At 64.3% G+C, this 19,938-nt stretch carries 19 protein-coding genes; 18 read left to right on the top strand and 1 reads right to left on the bottom strand.

Annotated features, from left to right (window positions below):
• Window positions 1-15: 15 nt before the first annotated feature.
• From T5B8_RS16110 to truD, 14 genes are all read left to right on the top strand, one after another.
• Window positions 16-555, top strand: a complete 540-nt coding sequence (locus tag T5B8_RS16110; RefSeq protein ID WP_353180385.1) for an OmpH/Skp family outer membrane protein — start codon at window positions 16-18, stop codon at window positions 553-555.
• Window positions 556-557: 2 nt separating this feature from the next.
• A complete protein-coding gene (lpxD, locus tag T5B8_RS16105; RefSeq protein WP_353180384.1) occupies window positions 558-1,607 on the top strand; it encodes a UDP-3-O-(3-hydroxymyristoyl)glucosamine N-acyltransferase in 1,050 nt (349 codons plus the stop codon).
• Window positions 1,604-2,053 carry a 3-hydroxyacyl-ACP dehydratase FabZ gene (fabZ, locus tag T5B8_RS16100; RefSeq protein ID WP_353180382.1) on the top strand — a complete coding sequence of 150 codons (450 nt, stop codon included), beginning with the start codon at window positions 1,604-1,606 and terminating at the stop codon, window positions 2,051-2,053. Before lpxD ends, fabZ begins: the two co-directional genes overlap by 4 nt.
• Window positions 2,043-2,816: an acyl-ACP--UDP-N-acetylglucosamine O-acyltransferase gene (lpxA, locus tag T5B8_RS16095; protein ID WP_353180380.1), complete on the top strand. Its 774-nt coding sequence runs from the start codon at window positions 2,043-2,045 to the stop codon at window positions 2,814-2,816. Before fabZ ends, lpxA begins: the two co-directional genes overlap by 11 nt.
• Before the next feature lies 1 nt (window position 2,817).
• On the top strand, window positions 2,818-3,978 hold the full coding sequence (gene lpxB / locus T5B8_RS16090) for a lipid-A-disaccharide synthase (RefSeq protein ID WP_353180378.1): 1,161 nt from the start codon (window positions 2,818-2,820) through the stop codon (window positions 3,976-3,978).
• Window positions 3,975-4,589, top strand: coding sequence for a ribonuclease HII (gene rnhB, locus T5B8_RS16085; RefSeq protein ID WP_353180376.1), 615 nt, complete (start codon window positions 3,975-3,977; stop codon window positions 4,587-4,589). The genes lpxB and rnhB overlap by 4 nt, the downstream gene beginning before the upstream one ends.
• Window positions 4,590-4,793: 204 nt before the next feature.
• Window positions 4,794-8,294 (top strand): DNA polymerase III subunit alpha, encoded by a 3,501-nt coding sequence (dnaE, locus tag T5B8_RS16080; RefSeq protein ID WP_353180374.1) that lies wholly within the window; start codon window positions 4,794-4,796, stop codon window positions 8,292-8,294.
• Window positions 8,295-8,324: 30 nt separating this feature from the next.
• Window positions 8,325-9,296: an acetyl-CoA carboxylase carboxyltransferase subunit alpha gene (locus T5B8_RS16075; RefSeq protein WP_353180373.1), complete on the top strand. Its 972-nt coding sequence runs from the start codon at window positions 8,325-8,327 to the stop codon at window positions 9,294-9,296.
• Window positions 9,293-10,588, top strand: coding sequence for a tRNA lysidine(34) synthetase TilS (gene tilS, locus T5B8_RS16070; protein ID WP_353180371.1), 1,296 nt, complete (start codon window positions 9,293-9,295; stop codon window positions 10,586-10,588). The genes T5B8_RS16075 and tilS overlap by 4 nt, the downstream gene beginning before the upstream one ends.
• A gap of 81 nt (window positions 10,589-10,669) precedes the next feature.
• A complete protein-coding gene (gene pyrG / locus T5B8_RS16065) occupies window positions 10,670-12,325 on the top strand; it encodes a CTP synthase (protein ID WP_353180369.1) in 1,656 nt (551 codons plus the stop codon).
• A 5-nt stretch (window positions 12,326-12,330) separates the two neighbouring features.
• Window positions 12,331-13,173 (top strand): 3-deoxy-8-phosphooctulonate synthase, encoded by an 843-nt coding sequence (gene kdsA / locus T5B8_RS16060; protein ID WP_353180422.1) that lies wholly within the window; start codon window positions 12,331-12,333, stop codon window positions 13,171-13,173.
• A gap of 23 nt (window positions 13,174-13,196) precedes the next feature.
• Window positions 13,197-14,480: a phosphopyruvate hydratase gene (eno, locus tag T5B8_RS16055; RefSeq protein WP_353180367.1), complete on the top strand. Its 1,284-nt coding sequence runs from the start codon at window positions 13,197-13,199 to the stop codon at window positions 14,478-14,480.
• Window positions 14,481-14,528: 48 nt separating this feature from the next.
• Window positions 14,529-14,963, top strand: coding sequence for a septum formation initiator family protein (locus tag T5B8_RS16050; protein WP_353180365.1), 435 nt, complete (start codon window positions 14,529-14,531; stop codon window positions 14,961-14,963).
• Window positions 14,960-16,021 (top strand): tRNA pseudouridine(13) synthase TruD, encoded by a 1,062-nt coding sequence (gene truD, locus T5B8_RS16045; RefSeq protein ID WP_353180363.1) that lies wholly within the window; start codon window positions 14,960-14,962, stop codon window positions 16,019-16,021. Before T5B8_RS16050 ends, truD begins: the two co-directional genes overlap by 4 nt.
• Before the next feature lie 79 nt (window positions 16,022-16,100).
• Here truD and T5B8_RS16040 read toward each other — a convergent pair whose 3' ends face one another.
• Window positions 16,101-16,697, bottom strand: a complete 597-nt coding sequence (locus T5B8_RS16040) for a Smr/MutS family protein (protein ID WP_353180361.1) — start codon at window positions 16,695-16,697, stop codon at window positions 16,101-16,103.
• A gap of 85 nt (window positions 16,698-16,782) precedes the next feature.
• Here T5B8_RS16040 and surE point away from each other — a divergent pair, with 85 nt between their 5' ends.
• The 4 genes from surE to T5B8_RS16020 all read left to right on the top strand — a co-directional run bounded on the left by surE (window position 16,783) and on the right by T5B8_RS16020 (window position 19,768).
• Window positions 16,783-17,532, top strand: coding sequence for a 5'/3'-nucleotidase SurE (gene surE / locus T5B8_RS16035; protein ID WP_353180359.1), 750 nt, complete (start codon window positions 16,783-16,785; stop codon window positions 17,530-17,532).
• Between the two features lie 2 nt (window positions 17,533-17,534).
• Entirely contained in the window at window positions 17,535-18,221 is a 687-nt protein-coding gene (locus tag T5B8_RS16030; protein WP_353180357.1) for a protein-L-isoaspartate(D-aspartate) O-methyltransferase, read from the top strand.
• Window positions 18,222-18,284: 63 nt separating this feature from the next.
• Window positions 18,285-18,860: a YqaA family protein gene (locus T5B8_RS16025; protein ID WP_353180355.1), complete on the top strand. Its 576-nt coding sequence runs from the start codon at window positions 18,285-18,287 to the stop codon at window positions 18,858-18,860.
• Window positions 18,857-19,768, top strand: coding sequence for a peptidoglycan DD-metalloendopeptidase family protein (locus T5B8_RS16020; RefSeq protein WP_353180354.1), 912 nt, complete (start codon window positions 18,857-18,859; stop codon window positions 19,766-19,768). Before T5B8_RS16025 ends, T5B8_RS16020 begins: the two co-directional genes overlap by 4 nt.
• Window positions 19,769-19,938: the final 170 nt, after the last annotated feature.

Genomic DNA, 19,938 nt, shown 5'->3' with positions numbered 1-19,938 from the left:
CGAAAGATGGCGGACATGCAATCGTTACGCAGGCTCGCATTCACGCTCGCGGTGGCGTTCGCGCTCGCGAGCGCCGCGCCGCTGCAGGCGGCACAGCCCACCGATGGCACCGCCAACGAGGTGCTGCGTATCGGCGTGGTCGATGTGGCCCGCGTGGTCAATGAATCGCCCCAGGCTGCCCGTGCCAAATCCAGCATGGCGACGCAATTCGCCAAGCGAAAGAACGAGCTGGAAGCCAAATCGAACGCGCTGCGTCAGGACATGGATCGCCTGGCCCAGGACGGTTCGGTAATGAGTGAAGCCGATCGCGACAAGCTGCAAAGCGATATTCGGGATCGCCAGCGCGAATTACAGCTCGAGCGCAGCAAGTACAACGACGATGTGTCGGATGCCGAACAAAAGGAGTTCGAGCAGATGCGCGCCGATATCCTCAAGATCATCGATCAATACGCCGAGGACAACGGCTACGATCTGATCCTCGGCGATGGCGTGATCTACAGCAGCAAAGCGGTCGATGTGACCGACGAGATCCTGGCCGAACTCGGAGATAGCTAGGCATGGCCGCGAGCAGGGCGGCCGCGGTCACACTCGCGACGCTGGCCGAACGCTTCGATCTGGTCGTGCAGGGCAGTGCGGCGCAGACCGCCATCCGTGGCGTGTGTGCGCTCGAGCCGGGCAAGCCGGACTGTATCGCCTTTGCCGAAAATGCCGGTCAGATCGAATCGATCAATCGCAGCGCGGCCGCTGCCGTGATCTGCCCGGCGGCGGTGGCCGAGGCAATCGAAAGCCCCGTACTGGTTGCGAAACAGCCCCGGCTGGCGTTCGCGCGTGTGGCTGCCCTGTTCGAGCGCCCGTCAGCCCCTGCCGGCATCCACGCGCGCGCAGTCGTAGCCGAAACCGCGCAAATCGATACGCAGGCCAGCATCGCTGCCAACGTGATCGTGGGCGAACATAGCGTCATCGCGGCGGGCGCGGTCATCGGCGCGAATACAGTCATTGGCGAGGGTGTGCGTATCGGCGCCGATACACGCATTGCCAGTAATTGCAGTATCGGCGACGACGTGCGCATGGGCGAACGCGTCTCGATCGAAGCCAATGCGGTGATCGGCGGGCGCGGCTTCGGACTGGTGCACAACGGCCGCGGCTGGGAGGCGATTCCACAGATGGGAAGCGTGCATCTCGGCGACGATGTCGAAATCGGCGCCGGCACGACCGTCGATCGCGGCGCGCTTGACGATACCGTGATCGCGCGCGGGGCGAAGATCGACAACCAGGTTCATATCGCCCACAACTGTCGTATTGGCGAACATACGGTGATCGCCGGCTGTACCGGTATTGCCGGCTCCTGCACGATCGGCGCGAACTGCATGATCGGCGGCGGTGTAGGAATCGGCGATCATGTGCATATTGCTGATGGCGTGATCATTACCGCCGCCAGCCAGGTTCCCAAGAATATCGACCGAGGCGGCGTATACTCCTCGACTTTTCGCGCGATGCCGGCCACGGGCTGGCGCAAGCGCCTGGCCCTGTTTCGACAGCTCGACAAGATCGAGCGGCGCCTGCGACGCGTGGAGCGCGCCGGACTTTCATCGGAGAACAACGAATGAGCGATCAAGACGATATCAAGGCCATCATGCGGCAATTACCGCATCGGTTTCCGTTTCTGCTGGTGGATCGCGTGCTCTCCTGCGAACCGGGCAAATCGATCACCGCCCTCAAGAACGTCACCATCAACGAACCGTTCTTCCCAGGGCATTTTCCCAGCGAACCGGTGATGCCCGGCGTGCTCATCCTCGAAGCGCTGGCGCAGGCCGGGCTGATTCTGGGCATGCGGACGGTGGAATCGGAAGAGGGCACGATCGTGTATTTCGCCGGTATCGACAAGGCGCGTTTCAAGCGCCGCGTCGTGCCGGGCGATCAACTGCTGCTCAAGCTGGTGGTCGGCTCGGCCAAGAAGCGGATCTGGCGCTTCGATGCCGAAGCCTGGGTCGGTGACGAGCTGGCCTGCCGTGCCCAGATGATGGCTGTTCCGGGGAAGCCCGATGCCAATTGATCCCAGCGCACAAGTTCATCCCGAGGCCGAGATCGGCGACGATGTCGATATCGGGCCGTTCAGTGTTATCGGCCCGCATGTCAAGATTGGCGCCGGCACACGGATTGGCCCGCATGTGGTTATTTCCGGGCATACGACGATCGGGCGCGAGAATCAGATTTTCCAGTTCGTCTCGCTCGGTGCCGAACCGCAGCATCGCGTGTATGCGGGCGAGCCCACGCGTCTGACGATCGGCGATCGCAATACGTTTCGCGAATACTGTAGCGTGCACCGCGGTACGGTCATCGACCAGAGCGAAACCATCATCGGCGACGACAATCTGCTGATGGCCTACACCCATGTCGCCCATGATTGCGTTCTGGGAAACGGCATCACCATGGCCAATGGCGCCAGCCTGGCCGGGCACGTGCGCATCGGCGATTTCTGTATTCTGGCCGGTTTCGCGCTGGTCTATCAGTTCCGCCGTGTAGGCACGATGGCGTTTCTGGCCTATTGCAGCGGTGTTCAGCAGGATGTACCCGCCTTCGTGCGCAGTGCCGGCGCGCCGGCTGTGCCGCATGGCGTCAATTCGGTCGGCATGCGCCGTCGCGGCTACAGCGAAGAAGAAGTCACCGCCGCCAAGCGGGCCTATCGCACCATCTATCGCTCCAAGCTGCGCCTGGAACAGGCCCGCGAGGCTTTGCGCGAGCCGGCCCAGTCGAGCGAAGCGGTGCGCCTGATGCTCGAGTCGCTCGAACAGGCCGAGCGCGGCATCATTCGCTAGGGTGGCCAACAGGCAGCGGCGGTTTTTCATCGTCGCCGGGGAACAGTCCGGCGACGTACTCGGCGCGGGGCTGATTCGTGCGCTGAAAAAACGCTATCCGCAGGCGGTTTTCGAAGGCGTGACCGGCCCGCGTATGCGCGAGGCGGGTTGCGAAACGCTGGCCGATATCGAGGCGTTATCGCTGTTCGGTATCAGCGAGGTGATCGGCCAGATACCGCGTCTGCTGCGCCTGCGGCGCCGCCTGTTCGCCCATGTGATCGACAGCGCGCCCGATGTATTCATCGGTATCGATGCGCCGGCCTTCAACACCACGCTGGAAATGCAGCTGCGCGCGCGGGGCATGACCACGGTGCATTATGTCTGCCCGACTGCCTGGGCCTGGCGCCAGGGCCGCACTAAGAATATTCGCAAGGCGGTGGACCTGCTGCTCGCGATCTTTCCGTTCGAAGAGGCCTTCTTTCGCCGTTTCGATATTCCGGTGACCTTCGTCGGTCATCCCCTGGCTAACGAGCTGCCGTTGCATCCGGATAGCATGAGCGCACGTCGTGCACTGGGTCTGGATACCCAGCGCCCGCTGGTTGGGCTGTTGCCGGGCAGTCGTCGTTCCGAGGTCAGCCGGCTGGGGCCGATCTTCATCGACACCGCGCGCTGGCTACGCAAGCGCCACCCGGATGTCGCCTTCGTCGCGCCCATGGCCTCGCCGCGTGTGCGTGAACTGTTCGCCGCGCAATTGGAAAATGCCGGCGCCGATCTGGATATTCGACTGATCGACGGGCGTTCGCGCGAGGTCATGCGCGCGGCGAACGTATTGCTGCTGGCCTCGGGCACGGCGACGCTGGAAGCGCTGTTGGCGAAAACGCCGATGGTCGTGGCCTATAAGCTGTCGCCCATGAACTATGCCATCGCGAAGGTGTTCAATCTGATCAAGACCGAACACGTGAGCATGCCCAATCTGCTGGCCGCCCGTGCGCTGGTGCCCGAATGTCTGCAACAGGATGCCCGCGTCGATGTCATCGGCCCGCAAGTGGACCGGCTGCTCAATTCAGCGACGGCACGCGCCGCACAAACCGACGCCTTTGACGCGATTCATGCGCAGCTCGCCCTGGATGCCGATGAACGCGCGGCCGCTGCGGTTGCCGAGCTGCTCGAGTCGCGTCCATGAGGCGCGGCCCGCGTCGTTTTGCCTGCCCGTTCGTGGCCGGGGTCGATGAAGTCGGGCGGGGGCCGCTGGCCGGGCCGGTCGTGGCTGCGGCGGTTATCCTGCCGGCCAAACCCTTGCTGCGAGGACTGGCCGATTCCAAGGCGCTGGGCGAACGCGAGCGTGAACGCATGGATGCACGTATCCGCAGTCGCGCATTGGCCTATGCCATCGCCGAGGCGTCGGCGGCCGAAATCGACAGCCTGAATATTCTCCAGGCCAGCCTGCTGGCCATGCAGCGGGCGGTGAGCGCGCTACGATTGACGCCATTCTCCGCCTGGGTCGATGGCAATCAGCCGCCGCCGCTGAATCTGCCCCTGCGTACCGTCGTGGGCGGTGATGGCAGCGTGCCGGCGATCAGTGCGGCCTCGATCATCGCCAAGGTCGCCCGCGACCGGCAGATGTGCGAACTGGATGTGATCTATCCAGGCTATGGTTTCGCCCAGCACAAGGGCTATGGTACGCGGGCCCACCGAGACGCGATCGATGCGTTCGGCGTGACCCCCATTCATCGACGCAGTTTCGCGCCGATCACGCGGGCACTGCAGGCACGGCAGGTCGATTTCATCGAGTAGGCGAAACCGGCAAACGCCCGCAGGCCGGGCGTTGTCGCGAAAGCCGGTTCGCTTGCGTGCGACCGATCTGCCAATCGTGCGGGATTGCTCGTTAGAATGATCGGCGAACATGCGCGGCGCATAGCACGGCCTCGTCTGCCGTGGCTGTCGCGCGCCGCCCTGCGTCGGCCCTTTGCCGACGAAACCGACCGACCCGAAGAGCCTATGCCTGCCGAATTCGTCCATCTGCGTGTCCATACCGAATACTCGTTGTCCGACGGCATCGTGCGGATCAAGCCGCTGCTGGCCCAGACGCGCGAGGCCAACATGCCGGCGGTGGCCATTACCGACAACGTCAATCTGTTCGGCATGGTCAAGTTCTACAAGGCCGCGCTGGGCGCCGGCATCAAGCCGATCGTGGGCGTGGATCTGCATATCGACGAAGGCCCGCAGGAAACGCCCTCGCGGTTGACCCTGCTGGCCCAGAATCGAACCGGTTACCGCAATCTCTGCGATCTGCTCACCCAGGCGTATCTGCACGGCCAGCATCGCGGCCAGGTGCTCTGCCAGCGGGAATGGGTGGCCGAAAAAGCCGAGGGCCTGATCGCGCTGTCGGGCGGCATGGTGGGCGATACCGGCATTGCGCTCATGGCTGGCAAGCCCGAGATCGCGACCGCACGCGCCGCCGAATGGCAGCAGATCTTCGGCGATCGTTACTATCTGGAAGTCACGCGCTGCGAGCGCACCGGCGAGGCGGCCTGGCTGTCGGAAACGGTGGGGTTGGCCCTGCGCTGCGATATTCCGATCGTGGCCACCAACGACGTGCGCTTCCCCCATGCCGACGATTTCGATGCCCATGAAGCCCGCGTGGCCATTCATGGCGGCTATACGCTGGCTGACCCGCGCCGGCCGAAGAACTACACGCCCGAGCAGTATCTGAAAACGCCCGAACAGATGGCCGAGCTGTTCGCGGATTTGCCGGAAGCGCTGGAAAACAGCGTGGAGATCGCGCGCCGTTGCAATCTGGAACTCACGCTCGGCGAGAACGTGCTGCCGGAATTCCCGGTGCCGGAGGGCCACGACGCGGCGTCGTTTTTGCGCGCGGAATCCGAATCCGGGTTGGCTGAACGCCTCGAGTTGCTATACCCGGACGAAGACGAGCGCGAACGACGCAAGCCCGAATACGACGCACGTCTGGATCACGAACTCGACGTAATCAAGACGATGGGCTTTCCCGGCTACTTTCTCATCGTTGCCGACTTCATCCGCTGGGCCCGTGAAAACGGCGTGCCGGTGGGCCCGGGGCGTGGTTCCGGTGCCGGCTCGCTCGTGGCCTATGTGCTCGGTATTACCGATCTGGATCCATTGGCTTACGACCTGCTGTTCGAGCGGTTTCTCAACCCCGAACGTGTCTCCATGCCCGACTTCGATGTCGACTTCTGCATGGACGGGCGCGACCGCGTGATCGAATACGTCGCCCAGCGCTACGGCCAGGAAAAGGTCAGCCAGATCATCACCTACGGCACCATGGCTGCCAAGGCCGTGGTGCGCGACGTCGGCCGTGTGCTCGGCCATCCCTACGGCATGGTCGACCGCATTGCCAAGCAGGTGCCGTTCGCCCCCGACATGACGCTCACCCGCGCCCTCGAGGAGTCGGAAGAGCTGCGCCAATCACGCGAGGATGAAGAGATCGGCTATCTGCTCGATCTCGCACTCGCCCTGGAGGGCCTGTCGCGCAACCCGGGCAAGCATGCCGGCGGCGTGGTCATTGCACCGTCGAACCTCATCGACTTCACACCGCTGTATTGCGAAGCCGGCGGGTCCAACCGGGTGACCCAGTTCGACAAGGATGATGTCGAAGCCGTGGGCCTGGTGAAGTTCGACTTTCTGGGCCTGCGTACGCTCACCATCATCGATCGCGCGGTACAGGTCGCCAATGCGCGGCTGGCGAAATCGGGCAAGGACCCGATCGATATCCGCGCCATTCCGCTCGACGACAAGAAACCCTACGAGCTGCTCAAGGCCGGCGATACCACGGCCGTGTTCCAGCTCGAATCCTCGGGCATGCGCCGGCTGGTCAAGCAGCTCAAGCCCGATGAACTCGAGGATATCGTGGCGCTGGTCGCGCTCTACCGGCCGGGCCCGCTAGAATCCGGCATGGTCGAGGACTTCATCGACCGCAAGCACGGCAAGGCGCGGGTGGTGTATCCGCACGACAGCCTGGCCGAAGTGCTCGAGCCCACCTATGGCGTGATCCTGTATCAGGAGCAGGTGATGCAGATCGCTCAGGTGCTGGCTGGCTACAGCCTGGGCAACGCCGATTTGCTGCGTCGTGCCATGGGCAAGAAAAAGCCCGAGGAAATGGCCAAGCAACGGGATGGCTTCGTCAAGGGCGCAGTGGCCAACGGTATCGAAGAGGATACCGCGGCCTATATCTTCGATCTGGTCGAGAAATTCGCCGGCTACGGCTTCAACAAGTCGCATTCGGCCGCCTACGCGCTGGTGTCGTACCAGACCGCCTGGCTCAAGGCTTATTACCCGGCCGATTTCATGTCGGCGGTGCTCTCCGCGGATATGGATCACACCGACAAGGTCGTGATCATGATCGACGAATGCCATCGATTGAATATCGATGTGCTGCCGCCGGACGTGAATTCCTCGGAATACAACTTTTCCGTGGTCGACGATAACGCCATTCGCTACGGCCTCGGCGCGATCAAGGGTCTGGGCCGCGGCGCGATCGAGACCGTGATGGAGGAACGCCGTGCAAACGGTGCCTACGCCAATCTCTATGATTTCTGCCGGCGTATCGATACCTCCAAGGCCAACCGACGCGCGCTGGAAGCATTGATCAACGCCGGCGCGCTGGATCAGCTCGGCCCGAACCGGGCCAGCCTCATGCAGGGGCTCACGCGTGCGCTGGCCGCCGCCGAGCAGGATCGCAATGCGGCCAGTGCCGGTCAGAACGACATGTTCGGGCTCGCCGAAGACGCTGCCGACAACATGGGCCCGCCGCTGGAAGAGCGCCCGGAATGGCCGGAGGACGAACGCCTCAAGGCCGAGCGCGACACGCTGGGGTTGTATCTGACCGGCCATCCCATCAAGGCCTGGGAAGACGAACTGGCACTGATGACCAATGGCAAGATCGCCGAACAGGTCGCGGCCATGCCGCGTCCGGAGGAAGGCGGGCGCGGTCGGCGCGGCGGCAACAAGCGTAGTGCGGTGGTCGCGGGTCTGGTGGTGGAAGTCCGGCGCATGAAAAAAGGCCGGCGCATCATCGTGGTGCTCGACGACGGCAGCGCGCGTATCGAATGTCCGCTGTTCGAGGACAAGGCCGCCGAATACGGTCATCTACTCGCCGCGGACAAGCTCGTCGTGGTCGAAGGCAAGTTGCAGTTCGACGACTTTACCGATGGTTTCCGTCTGAATGCGGAAACGGTGATGGATTTCGACACAGCGCAGGCGCGATTTGCCCATCGGGTGTTGCTGCGGGCCACGCCCAAGGTGGATGTCGAGGCGCTGGTCGGCTGTGTGGATCGCCACCGTGCCGAGGAGGCGGGCTGCGATGTCGTCGTGCGCTACAGCAACGATCAGGCCCGTGCCGTGCTCACGCTTGGCGAGACCCGTGTACGCCTGTGCGACGAATTGCTGGCCGATCTCAAGCACCTCGTGGGTGCGGATCACGTGCAAGTACGTTATCGTCGCGGGCAGTCTCTTACCCAGTAAACCGCGCAGCGGTCGCAGCAGCAATACACGATGGCGCAGAAAAACCTCGACTATCTCGATTTCGAACAGCCGATTGCGGAGTTGCAGGAAAAGATCGAGGAACTGCGCTTCGTCGCCGACGGCAGCGAGGTCAATCTCAATGAAGAGATTACCAAGCTCGAGGGCAAGCGCCGCAACCTGACCGAGCAGATCTTTTCCAAGCTGTCGACCTGGCAGGTCGCGCAGATGGCGCGCCATCCGCTGCGACCCTATACCCAGGACTATATCGACGGCATGTTCACCGATTTCGTCGAGCTGCATGGCGATCGCGCCTATGCCGACGATGCCGCGATCATCGGCGGTACGGCACGCCTGGGGGGTCAGTCGGTGATGGTGATCGGCCACCAGAAAGGCCGCGATACCAAGGAAAAGATTCATCGCAACTTCGGCATGCCGCGGCCCGAGGGCTATCGCAAGGCGCTGCGGCTGATGAAGCTCGCCGAGCGTTTCAACATGCCGGTGCTGACCTTCATCGATACGCCTGGCGCCTATCCGGGCATTGGCGCGGAAGAACGCAATCAGTCCGAAGCGATCGCGCGCAATCTGTTCGAAATGGCACGCCTGCGTGTGCCGATTCTGTGCACGGTCGTGGGCGAGGGCGGCTCGGGCGGCGCGCTGGCCGTGGGCGTGGGCGATCATCTGATGATGCTCCAGTACAGCATCTATTCGGTCATCTCGCCGGAAGGCTGTGCCTCGATTCTGTGGAAATCGGCCGAACGTGCCGAAGAAGCGGCTGAAGCGATGAAAGTGGGTTCGGAAGACCTGCACCGACTCAAGCTGGTCGACGAAGTGCTGGAAGAGCCGCTTGGCGGCGCGCATCGCGACCCCAAGCAGCTGATGAGCCAGATGCGCGAACGGCTGCTGGCAAACATGACCCGGCTCAAGCGCATGGGCGTGGATGAACTGCTGGAAGCGCGCTATAACCGCTGGATGGCCTTCGGCGATTTCAAGCTCGTGGGGTGAACGACGCCTTCGCGGCCCTGCCTGCAGCGTTTGCGCAGGTCCCCACCGGTACAAAGCGACTGGCTGTCGCATTCAGCGGCGGTCTGGACTCCACGGCCTTGTTGCATGCGCTTATCGACAGCGCGCCGACGTGGCCTGTACGCGCGATTCATGTCTGTCATCACCTGCAGCCCGAGGCGCAATCCTGGGCGCTCGCCTGTGCACGCCAGGCCGAGGCCTCGGGCGTGGCTTTCACGCGGCTCGACGTCGCCGTCGAAACCCGCGGGCGCGGCCTGGAAGCCGCGGCACGCAAGGCGCGCTATGCCGCGCTCGAAGCCGAACTGGCACGCGGCGAGACGCTGATCACTGCCCATCATGCCCGCGATCAGGCCGAGACCTTTGTGTTGCAGGCGCTGCGCGGCGCCGGGCCCCAAGGGCTGGCGGCCATGCCACGGGTGGCTGCCCTCGGCGCCCATTGCCACTGGCGGCCCTGGCTGCATATCGACCACGATACGATCACTGCCTATGCGCGCGCGCACCAGCTCGACTGGATCGATGATCCCAGCAATCACGATCCGAATGTGGCCCGCAGCTTTTTGCGCGAAGCGGTCATGCCGGAACTCAGAAAGCGCTGGCCGCAAGCCGATCGACTGCTGTCGCGCAGTGCCGCCCATGCCGGCGAAGCCGCGGCCGCTATCGACGCGCTGGCCGATATCGATCTCGCACAGATGTGGCGCAACGATGCGACGCTCGACGCCAGCGCGCTGGCAACGCTGGACTGGCCCCGGGCGAAGCAGGTCGTGCGACGCTGGCTCGACCAGGACGGACACGATCGCCCGGATCATCGCCACGTCGCGGCGATCGTGGCGCTTGGCGCGTCGCGCCTGGCGGCCAGCCCCTGTGTTGCGTTCGCCGATACCGAGGTGCGCCTGTTCGACGGGCGGCTGTATGCCATGGCCCGTCTTGCGCCCGTGCCCGAGCGGTTCGCCTGTGTCTGGCACGGGCGCGCGCCTGCGACGTTGCCGGCCGGCTGTGGCGAGATTGCGCTGGCGCCGGCGCCGCCGCGCGATCTGGATCTGGAAGTCCGGCTGCGTCGCGGCGGTGAGCGGGTCAGCGATGCGCAGGGCGGGCATCGAGGGGTGAAGGATATTCTGCGCGAAGCGCGCCTTGCGCCGTGGCTGCGCGCGCGCGTGCCGCTGGTCTACCACGCGGATACGTTGATTGCGATTGGCGATATCTGGCGGCATCCGCATGTCGCACAGCTGTTGCACTGCGATATCGGTCGCTTCATCTGGCGCGATCGACCGGCATAGCGCGCGATTGCGCGTTGTCGGTGACCGACCTTTCGGCTAGCATGCGCGCTGTTATTCCCCGGTATGAGTCTTGGATCGCGCATGGCAGGCGACGCGGCGGGTACCCGCTATATTTTCGTGACCGGCGGGGTGGTGTCCTCGCTCGGCAAAGGCATCGCGGCAGCGTCGCTCGGCGCACTGCTTGAAGCACGGGGCCAACGCGTCTCGGTAATCAAGCTCGATCCGTATCTGAACGTGGATGCGGGCACCATGAGCCCGTTCCAGCACGGCGAGGTCTATGTGACCCGCGACGGCGCCGAAACCGACCTGGATCTGGGCCATTACGAGCGCTTTCTGAAAACGCGCACGTCCCGGCTGTCGAATTTCACCACCGGTCAGATCTACAACAACGTCATCAACAAGGAGCGCCGCGGCGACTACCTGGGTGGCACGGTGCAGGTCATCCCGCATATCACCGACGAGATCAAGCGCTGCATTCTCGAAGGCGGCGAGGGCGCGGACATCTGCCTGGTCGAGATCGGCGGCACGGTGGGCGATATCGAATCGCTGCCGTTTCTCGAGGCGATTCGTCAGTTCGCGGTCGAGCTCGGCCATCACCGGGTGCTGTTCATGCATTTGACGCTGGTGCCCTATATCGCTTCCAGCGGCGAGATGAAGACCAAACCGACCCAGCATTCGGCCAAGGAGCTGCGCTCGATCGGCATCCAGCCGGATATTCTGCTGTGTCGCGTGGACCGGCCGTTGCCGGAGAACGAACGCCGCAAGATCGCGTTGTTCACCAACGTGTCCGAGCGCGCGGTGATCGCCTGTATCGACGTCGACGACATCTACAAGATGCCGGGCCTGCTGCAGGCCCAGTCGCTGGACGCGCTGGTACTCGAGCATTTCAATATTTCCGCGCCGAGCGCGGATCTGTCCAACTGGGCAGAACTCGTGGAAGCCCGCCGTACCCAGGATGTCACCGTCAAGGTGGCCATGGTGGGTAAGTATGTGGATCTGGCCGATGCCTACAAGTCGGTCAACGAAGCGCTGTCACATGCCGGTTTGCATACGGGCACCCGGGTGGATATCCATTATCTGGATTCGGAGACGGTCGAACGCGACGGCGGCGAGTGCCTGGCCGGCATGGATGCGATCCTCGTGCCCGGCGGCTTTGGCGAACGTGGCATCGAAGGCAAGATTACCGCGGCGCGCTATGCCCGCACCCATCAGATTCCGTATTTCGGCATCTGTCTGGGCATGCAGGTGGCCTGTATCGAATTCGCGCGCGATATCGCGGGCCTGGAAGGCGCCCACAGCACGGAGTTCGTGGCCAATCCCGCGCATCCGGTGATTGCCCTGGTCACGGAATGGCATGATCTGGCCGGCGAGGTGCAAAAACGCCACGCCGATGTGGATCTGGGTGGGACCATGCGCCTGGGCGAGCAGCGCTGCGATCTGGTGCCCGATACGCTGGCCGCGCGTTGTTACAACGCCACCGAGGTGTTCGAACGCCATCGCCATCGTTACGAATTCAACAACCACTATCGCGACGTGCTGGCCGACAAGGGCCTGGTGTTTTCCGGCATCTCGGCAGAAGACAACCTGGTCGAGATTGTCGAGCTGCCGGATCATCCGTGGTTTCTGGGCTGCCAGTTCCATCCGGAATTCACCTCCACGCCGCGTTCCGGGCATCCGCTGTTCATCGGCTTCATTGCCGCGGCGCGCGCCCACTGTACGGCAGGCGCGACCGGCTGATGGCCATGCGACTGTGCGATTTCGAGGTCGGCATCGACCGGCCGTTGTTTCTCATCGCCGGGCCGGACAGCCTGGAATCGCCCGGCATGATCATGGACGTGGCCGGGCATCTGGCCGAGCTCTGTCGCGAGCTGGGCATCGGCTATATCTTCAAGGGCTCGTTCGACAAGGCCAACCGCAGTTCCGGCGATAGTTATCGCGGCCCCGGCATCGATGCCGGCCTGGATATGCTGGCTGCGGTCAAGCGCGACATCGGCGTGCCCGTGACCACCGATGTGCACGTCGAATCCCAGATCGCGCCGGTCGCCGAGGTCGTGGATTTGTTGCAGACGCCGGCGTTTCTCTGCCGCCAGACCGATTTCATCCAGGCGGTCGCGGCCAGCGGCACGCCAGTGAATATCAAGAAAGGCCAGTTCCTGTCGCCGGCCGAGATGAACGGCGTCGTCGCCAAGGCCCGGGCCGCGGGCGGCGAGCAGATCATGGTCTGCGAGCGCGGCTATGCCTTTGGCTACAACAATCTCGTGGCCGATATGCGCAGTCTGGCGATCATGCGTGACACCGATTGCCCGGTGGTGTTCGATGCCACCCATTCGGTACAGCTGCCGGGCGGGCAGGGCACACGCTCGGGCGGCGCGCGCGAGCAGATTCCGGTACTGTCGCGTGCGGCCGTGGCGGCCGGTATTTCCGGTTTGTTCATGGAAACCCATCCGGACCCCGACAATGCCCTGTGTGATGGGCCCAACTCATGGCCGCTTGCGCATATGCGCGAGCTGCTGGAAACGCTGGTCGAGCTCGATGGCGTGGTCAAGCGCCGCGGCACGATCGAATCGACGCTCGTCCAACCTTAAATAAACGCGAAAGCAGTATTCCTATGTCGAAGATCAAGCAAATTCGTGGATACCAGGTCATCGATTCGCGCGGCAACCCCACGGTAGCGGCCCGCGTAACGCTGGAAACCGGTGCCGTCGGCACGGCCATGGTGCCCTCGGGCGCCTCCACCGGCAGCCTCGAAGCCGTGGAATTGCGTGATGGCGATGCCGATCGTTTTCTCGGCAAGGGCGTGACCCGGGCCGTGGCCAATATCAACGGCGAAATCGCCAAGAAGCTCAAGGGCTTCGAAGCCGACGACCAGGCCGGTCTCGACAAGACGCTCATCGAACTCGACGGTACCGACAACAAGGGTCGGCTGGGCGCGAATGCGCTGCTGGGTGTGTCGCTGGCGGTGGCCCACGCCGCGGCCAACGATAACAAGCAGGGCTTGTATGACTTTCTCGGCCACGACGATGCCGTGAACCTGCCGGTGCCGATGATGAACGTCATCAACGGCGGCGCCCATGCCGACAACAACGTCGACATGCAGGAGTTCATGATCGTGCCCGCTGGCGCGCCGAGTTTTTCGGAAGCCATGCGCTGCGGTGCTGAAATCTTCCAGCATCTCAAGAAGCTGCTGGGCGAACGCGGGCTGGCCACGGCGGTGGGCGACGAGGGCGGCTTCGCGCCGAATCTGCCGTCGAACGCCGCTGCGCTGGATACCCTGGTCGAGGCCATCGAACGCGCGGGCTACAAGCCCGGTGGCGATGTCTGGCTCGGCCTCGATGCCGCCAGCACCGAGTTCTGCGAAAACGGGCGCTACAAGCTGTCGTCCGAAAACGTCGACTACGACGCAGCCGGCTTCGTGGATTATCTGGCGGGGCTGGTCGACCAGTACCCGATCATCACGATCGAAGACGGCATGGCCGAAGACGACTGGGATGGCTGGGCGCTGCTCACCGAGCGCCTGGGCGATCGCGTGCAGCTGGTGGGCGACGACCTGTTCGTGACCAACACGCGCATCCTCCAGAAAGGCATCGAGGAAGGCATCGCCAACTCGATTCTGATCAAGCCCAACCAGATCGGCACGCTTACCGAAACCCTGCGTGCCATCGACGTGGCCACGCGCGCCGAATACACGGCGGTGGTGTCGCATCGCTCCGGCGAAACCGAGGATTCCACGATCGCGGATCTGGCCGTGGCCACCTCGGCGACCCAGATCAAGACCGGCTCGCTGTCGCGCTCGGACCGGATCGCCAAGTACAACCGCCTGCTCATGATCGAAGCCGAGCTGGGTACACGGGCGGTCTACCCGGGTCGCGCCGCGTTCAACGTCGGCTTTTGATCGGGTTTTGGCGCGCCCAACCCGGCCATGCCTGAGCGACGTCGCGATATGAGTACGATGCGTGCCGAGATCGGCCACCGGCTGTCGCGGCTGAGCGCAGATCTGTCCGGCGCTAGACAGCCTAGGCCGCCGCGCTACAATCGCCGCATGTATCGCGCCGTCATCATCGTGCTTCTGGTCGTGCTTGCCGCGTTGCAGTATCGGCTCTGGATTGCCGATGGTGGCTGGGCGGAAGTGCATCGTCTGAGCGAGATGAAGCAGGACCTGCGCGCCGCCAACGAGCGCAACGAGGCCCGCAACGATGCGTTGCAGGCCGAGGTCGACGACCTCAAATCCGGCGAGAGTGCCACGGAAGGGCGCGCGCGTTCGGATATGGGCATGATCAAGCGCGACGAGGAGTTCTTTCTGACCATCGCGCCGCCCGGATCGACCCCGTCCAAGCCTGAGCCCAAGGCCGCCGACGACGCATCGGACGACCAATGACGCTTGTCGATGGCGATGCGGTCGATATGGCCGCATTGGCCTATGCGCGTGGCCCAGCGCCCGCGGCGCGCGCCGTGCTGCGCCAGCAGCCGGCCGATTTCTTTGTCGATGAAGACTGCGATATCGCCTTGTCCGGCAGCGGCGAACATCTGTGGTGCCGGATCGAAAAAACCGGGCTGAACACACAGGATGCGGTTCAGGCGCTGTCGCGTGCGACCGGCGTGCATCCGCGCCAGATCGGCTTCGCGGGCATGAAAGATCGTCACGCGGTCACCCGCCAGTGGTTGTCGATCGCCTGGCCCATCGCCCGTGAACTGCCGGATCTCGGCGGAATCGACGGTATCGAAGTGCTCGAAATGCGCCGCCACGAACGCAAGCTCAAGCGCGGGGCGCATCGCGGCAATCGGTTCGTTCTACGCCTGCGCGCACTGGTGGCCGATCGGCAAACACTTGAAGCCGATCTGGAGCGCGTACGCGCGATGGGCGTACCCAATTATTTCGGGGCGCAGCGCTTCGGTCATGGCGGTCGCAATCTCGGCCTCTCGCGGGCGCTGTTCGCCGGCAAGCGGCTGTCGCGCAACCGGCGCGGCTTCGCGCTATCGGCCGCGCGTTCGCTGTTGTTCAATGCGGTTGTTGATGCCCGCGTTCGCGATGGCAGTTGGAATGCGCTGATCGACGGCGAAGCGGTGATGCTCGACGGCAGCCACAGCGTCTTCTCGCTGGCCGACACCGAGCAGAGCGCCGACGAACTGGAACAGCGGCTGGCGCGTTTCGACATCCACCCCAGCGGGCCGATGGCCGGCCGTGGTGGCCAGGACGTGATCAGCGGCCGTGCGCAATCACTCGAACAGGCGGTGCTGGCTGAATACGGCGATCTGGTGGCCGGGCTCGAGCGTTGCGACGTGGATGCCGGGCGTCGCGCGCTGCGTCTGGCCGTACCGTCGCTGGATTGGCAGTTCGAGGACGATACAACGCTCGTGCTGTCGTTCTGGTTGCCGCCCGGTGCGTTCGCGACCAGCGTACTGCGCGAAATCGTGGATGCCGTCGAGGCGGGCTGACCGCGCGGTTTGGCCCAGGGCCGAGAGCTGCCTGTCGGCGGCAGCGTCAAAGCAAGGCCAGATCGGCGCCGCTAAGCATTCAGCCCCGTCGAAGCAGCACGTATACCGCGCCGGTACCACCGTCGTTCTCGCGCGCCGAGCAATAGGCGAGCACTTCGTCGCGCTGGCGCAGCCAGTGCGCGACCTTGACCTTGAGGACCGGCCCGCGGTGGCCCGAGCGCAGGCCCTTGCCGTGGACCACGCGCACGCAGCGATAGCCACGATCGAGTGCTTCGCGCAGGAATACCGCCAGACAATAGCGCGCAACATCCACGATCATGCCGTGCAGGTCGATTTCGGCCTGACAGCGATACTGGCCACGGCGTAGCTTGCGCATCACCGACAGTTGGACGCCTTCGCGGCGGTGGAACAGGTCGTCACCGGTTTCGATATCGTCGCCGGGCGAGAAATCCAGCAGTTCGCCGATCACTGCCTGTTCGTCGGCCTCACGCATGGCAGGCCGCGCGGAGGGCATATCACGCCACGGCCGTCGGCGTTGGCCTTTGGCGATTTCGGCGACCGGGCCCACGGCCTCGCGAAACAGCGCGCTGTCGTCGTCGCTGACCGGGGTATCGCGATCGGCGCGTGTGGGGTCGGGTCGATTGCGACGGTGGGCCATGCCGGGCGATTCACTCAAGCAGAAAAGCGTCGATTTAGCTATGCTAGCGAGCCTGCGGCGTGCTTGCACGCGCCGATATTCTCGCTATCTATCGAACCCTTGCATGCGATTACTGCTGAGTAACGATGACGGCTGTCACGCGCCCGGCCTGACCGCGCTGCGTGGCGCGCTGGTCAGGATATGTGACGAGCTGGTCACGGTCGCCCCCGATCGTAACCGCAGCGGTGCGAGCAACTCGCTCACCCTGGAACGCCCGCTACGCGTCAACCAGGTCGCCGAAGGGCTGTATTCGGTCGACGGCACGCCCACCGACTGTGTGCATCTGGCCACCACCGGTCTGTTCGAACAGGAGGCGGATATGGTCGTCTCCGGTATCAACCACGGCGCCAATCTCGGCGACGACGTGCTGTATTCGGGTACCGTGGCCGCCGCCACCGAAGGTCGCTCGCTGGGCCTGCCTGCGGTGGCGATTTCGCTGGTGGGCGAGAACCCGCGCCATTTTGATACCGCGGCTCGGGTTGCGGTTGCGGTCGTGAAACTGCTCATCGCGCATCCGCTGCCGCGTGACACCATTCTCAATGTCAACGTGCCGGATCTGTCCTACGAAGAGCTCGGCGGTTTTGTCGCCACGCGGTTGGGCAACCGCCATCGGGCAGAACAGCTGGTCGAAGACAGCGATCCGCGCGGGCGGCCGATCTTCTGGATCGGACGTGCCGGCGGCGAGGCCGATGCCGGCCCCGGTACCGACTTTCATGCCATCGCCCAGGGGCAGGTGTCGATCACGCCGATCCAGATCGATCTCACCCAGCACGATGCGGTCGGTGCGCTTGGCGACTGGGTACGCCGGCTTTGAACATGCAGGACAAACATCCGCATGTGCGTGGCTTCGGTATGGCCTCGGCACGCAGCCGGGCGCGCCTGGTCGAACGGCTGCGCGGGCTGGGTATCGACAACGAAATCGTGCTCGAGGTCATGGAAAAGGTGCCGCGGCATCAGTTCGTCGACGAAGCCATGACCAGCCGGGCCTACGACGATACCGCGCTGCCGATTGGCTACGGCCAGACTATTTCCCAGCCTTATATCGTCGCCCAGATGACAGCTCTGCTGATCGCCGACGGCGTGCCGGACAATGTGCTCGAAATCGGCACCGGCAGTGGTTATCAGGCCGCGGTGCTCGCCGAGATCGTGCCGTCGATCTATACCGTCGAACGTATCGAGCCGCTCTACGAGCGCGCCCGCCGCCGGTTTGCCGAACTGGGCTATCGCAATATCCGCTCGCGCCTGGCGCGCGACGGGGTGCTGGGTCTGCCCGATTATGGTCCGTTCGAGGCCATTCTGGTGACTGCGGGCGCAGAAACGCTGCCTACCTCGCTCTACGAACAGCTCGCCGATGGCGGGCGCATGATCGTGCCGGTGGGCCCGAGCGGCGATCAACGGCTGATCGTGGTACGCCGCGACGGCGGCTATTTCGAGCAGGTCGTGCTCGACGCGGTGAGTTTCGTTCCCCTGATCGAGCAGCGTAGCGATGAACCCAGTCATTGAACACGCAGAAAGGCGTACGCACACCATAGCCCGGGTTACGACACGGGCAGGGCACGGCAACTGATGTTCCGGCGTCTCTACGACTGGATGGTCCGGGCATCCGGCCACCGCCGCGCGCCGTCGTTACTGGCATTGCTGGCGTTTGCGGAGTCCTCGTTCTTCCCGATTCCGCCGGATGTCATGCTGGCGCCGATGACGCTGGCGCGCCCGAGCCGGGCCTGGCAGTTCGCCGCGATCACCACGGTTGCGTCGGTGGTGGGCGGTATGCTCGGCTACTGGATCGGCGCGCTGTTTCTGGAAGCCTTGCTGCCCTGGCTCAAGGAGCTGGGCTATTATTCGGCCTATGCCACCGCCCGGGACTGGTTTGAAACCTATGGCTTCTGGGCGGTATTGCTCGCCGGCGTATCGCCGATTCCGTACAAGGTGTTCACGATCGCCGCGGGCGCCGTGGCCATGCCGTTTTTGCCGTTCGTGGCGGGTTCCATCGTGGGCCGCGGCGTTCGCTTTTTTCTGGTGGCCGGGCTGGTACGCTTTCTGGGACCGGTTTTCGAGCAACGCCTGCTCAAATATATCGATTGGATCGGATGGGCTATCGTCGCCGTCATCGTTGTCGTCATCGCCGTACTGCAGTTGCGATGAAGCGCCTGGCGCTGGTGCTACTCGTGGTAGTCGCGCTCGCCGGTTGCTCCATCCGCGGCGCGATGCGTCCGGATACCTATACCGTGCGCCGCGGCGATACGCTGTCGAAGATCGCGGCGACTTACGGCATGGACTGGCGCGATCTGGCTCGCTGGAACAACATTCGCGCGCCCTACATCATCGAAGTGGGTCAGCGCATATCGCTGGACCCGTACCCGCCGCTGGATTATCCGCGCCGCAATACGACGCAACGCGACCGGCCCGTGGCGGCGCCGCCGGCACCACGCCAGCCCCGGGTTGCGCGTGCGCCGCAGGATTCGCGTGCCGCCCAGGAAGCCGCCATTCAGGCATCCACACCCGAACTCAAGCGCACCATCGAGCACGCGCCGCCGGCGCGCCCGAATACCGCGAGTCGCCCGGCCGCGCCGACCACGGCCCCCACGGCCTCGGACGACGCGGATGCGGCCACCGATGCGCAGATAACCCAGGCCAGCCGCCAGGCGCCGACCCAGCCAACGCGCACCGGCGGGCCAAGCGCGGACGGCTGGCAATGGCCGGCCAGCGGTTCGATCATTCGCAGCTATGCAGCCCAGCGCACGCGCCAGGGCATCGATATCGGCGGGCGCGAGGGCTCGCCGGTCTATGCGGCGTCGAGTGGCCGCGTGGTCTATAACGGCACCGGGCTCAAGGGCTACGGCAAGTTGATCATCATCAAGCACGACGAAAAATATCTCTCGGCCTACGGCTTCACCCGCAATACTCGCGTCTCGCAGGGCCAGGACGTGGCCGCCGGCACGCATATCGCCGATATGGGTCTGGGCCCGCAGAACCAGCCGATGCTGCATTTCGAGATTCGGCGCGACGGTCGGCCCATCGACCCGGCCAGCGTACTGCCCAACGCCGATTGATCCCGTACGCGCTTGGCCCGTGTCTCCGGTGCCTGGACCGCCAAGGTCCGCCTCGGTTGGTCGGCCCGGGTAAGGTCGGCCACAAGCCGGCTTTACGCGGTCCGGCACGCCGGTAGTCGCTTGCGGGCGATTCTGGCAAACTGCCGCGTCTTGTCTTGTTTGTATGTCCC

Origin of the sequence: Salinisphaera sp. T5B8, from assembly GCF_040361255.1 — a bacterium.
Classification (GTDB): Bacteria; Pseudomonadota; Gammaproteobacteria; order Nevskiales; family Salinisphaeraceae; genus Salinisphaera.
The sequence above is the reverse complement of the archived record's forward strand: the minus strand, read 5'-3'. Positions and strand labels throughout refer to the sequence as shown.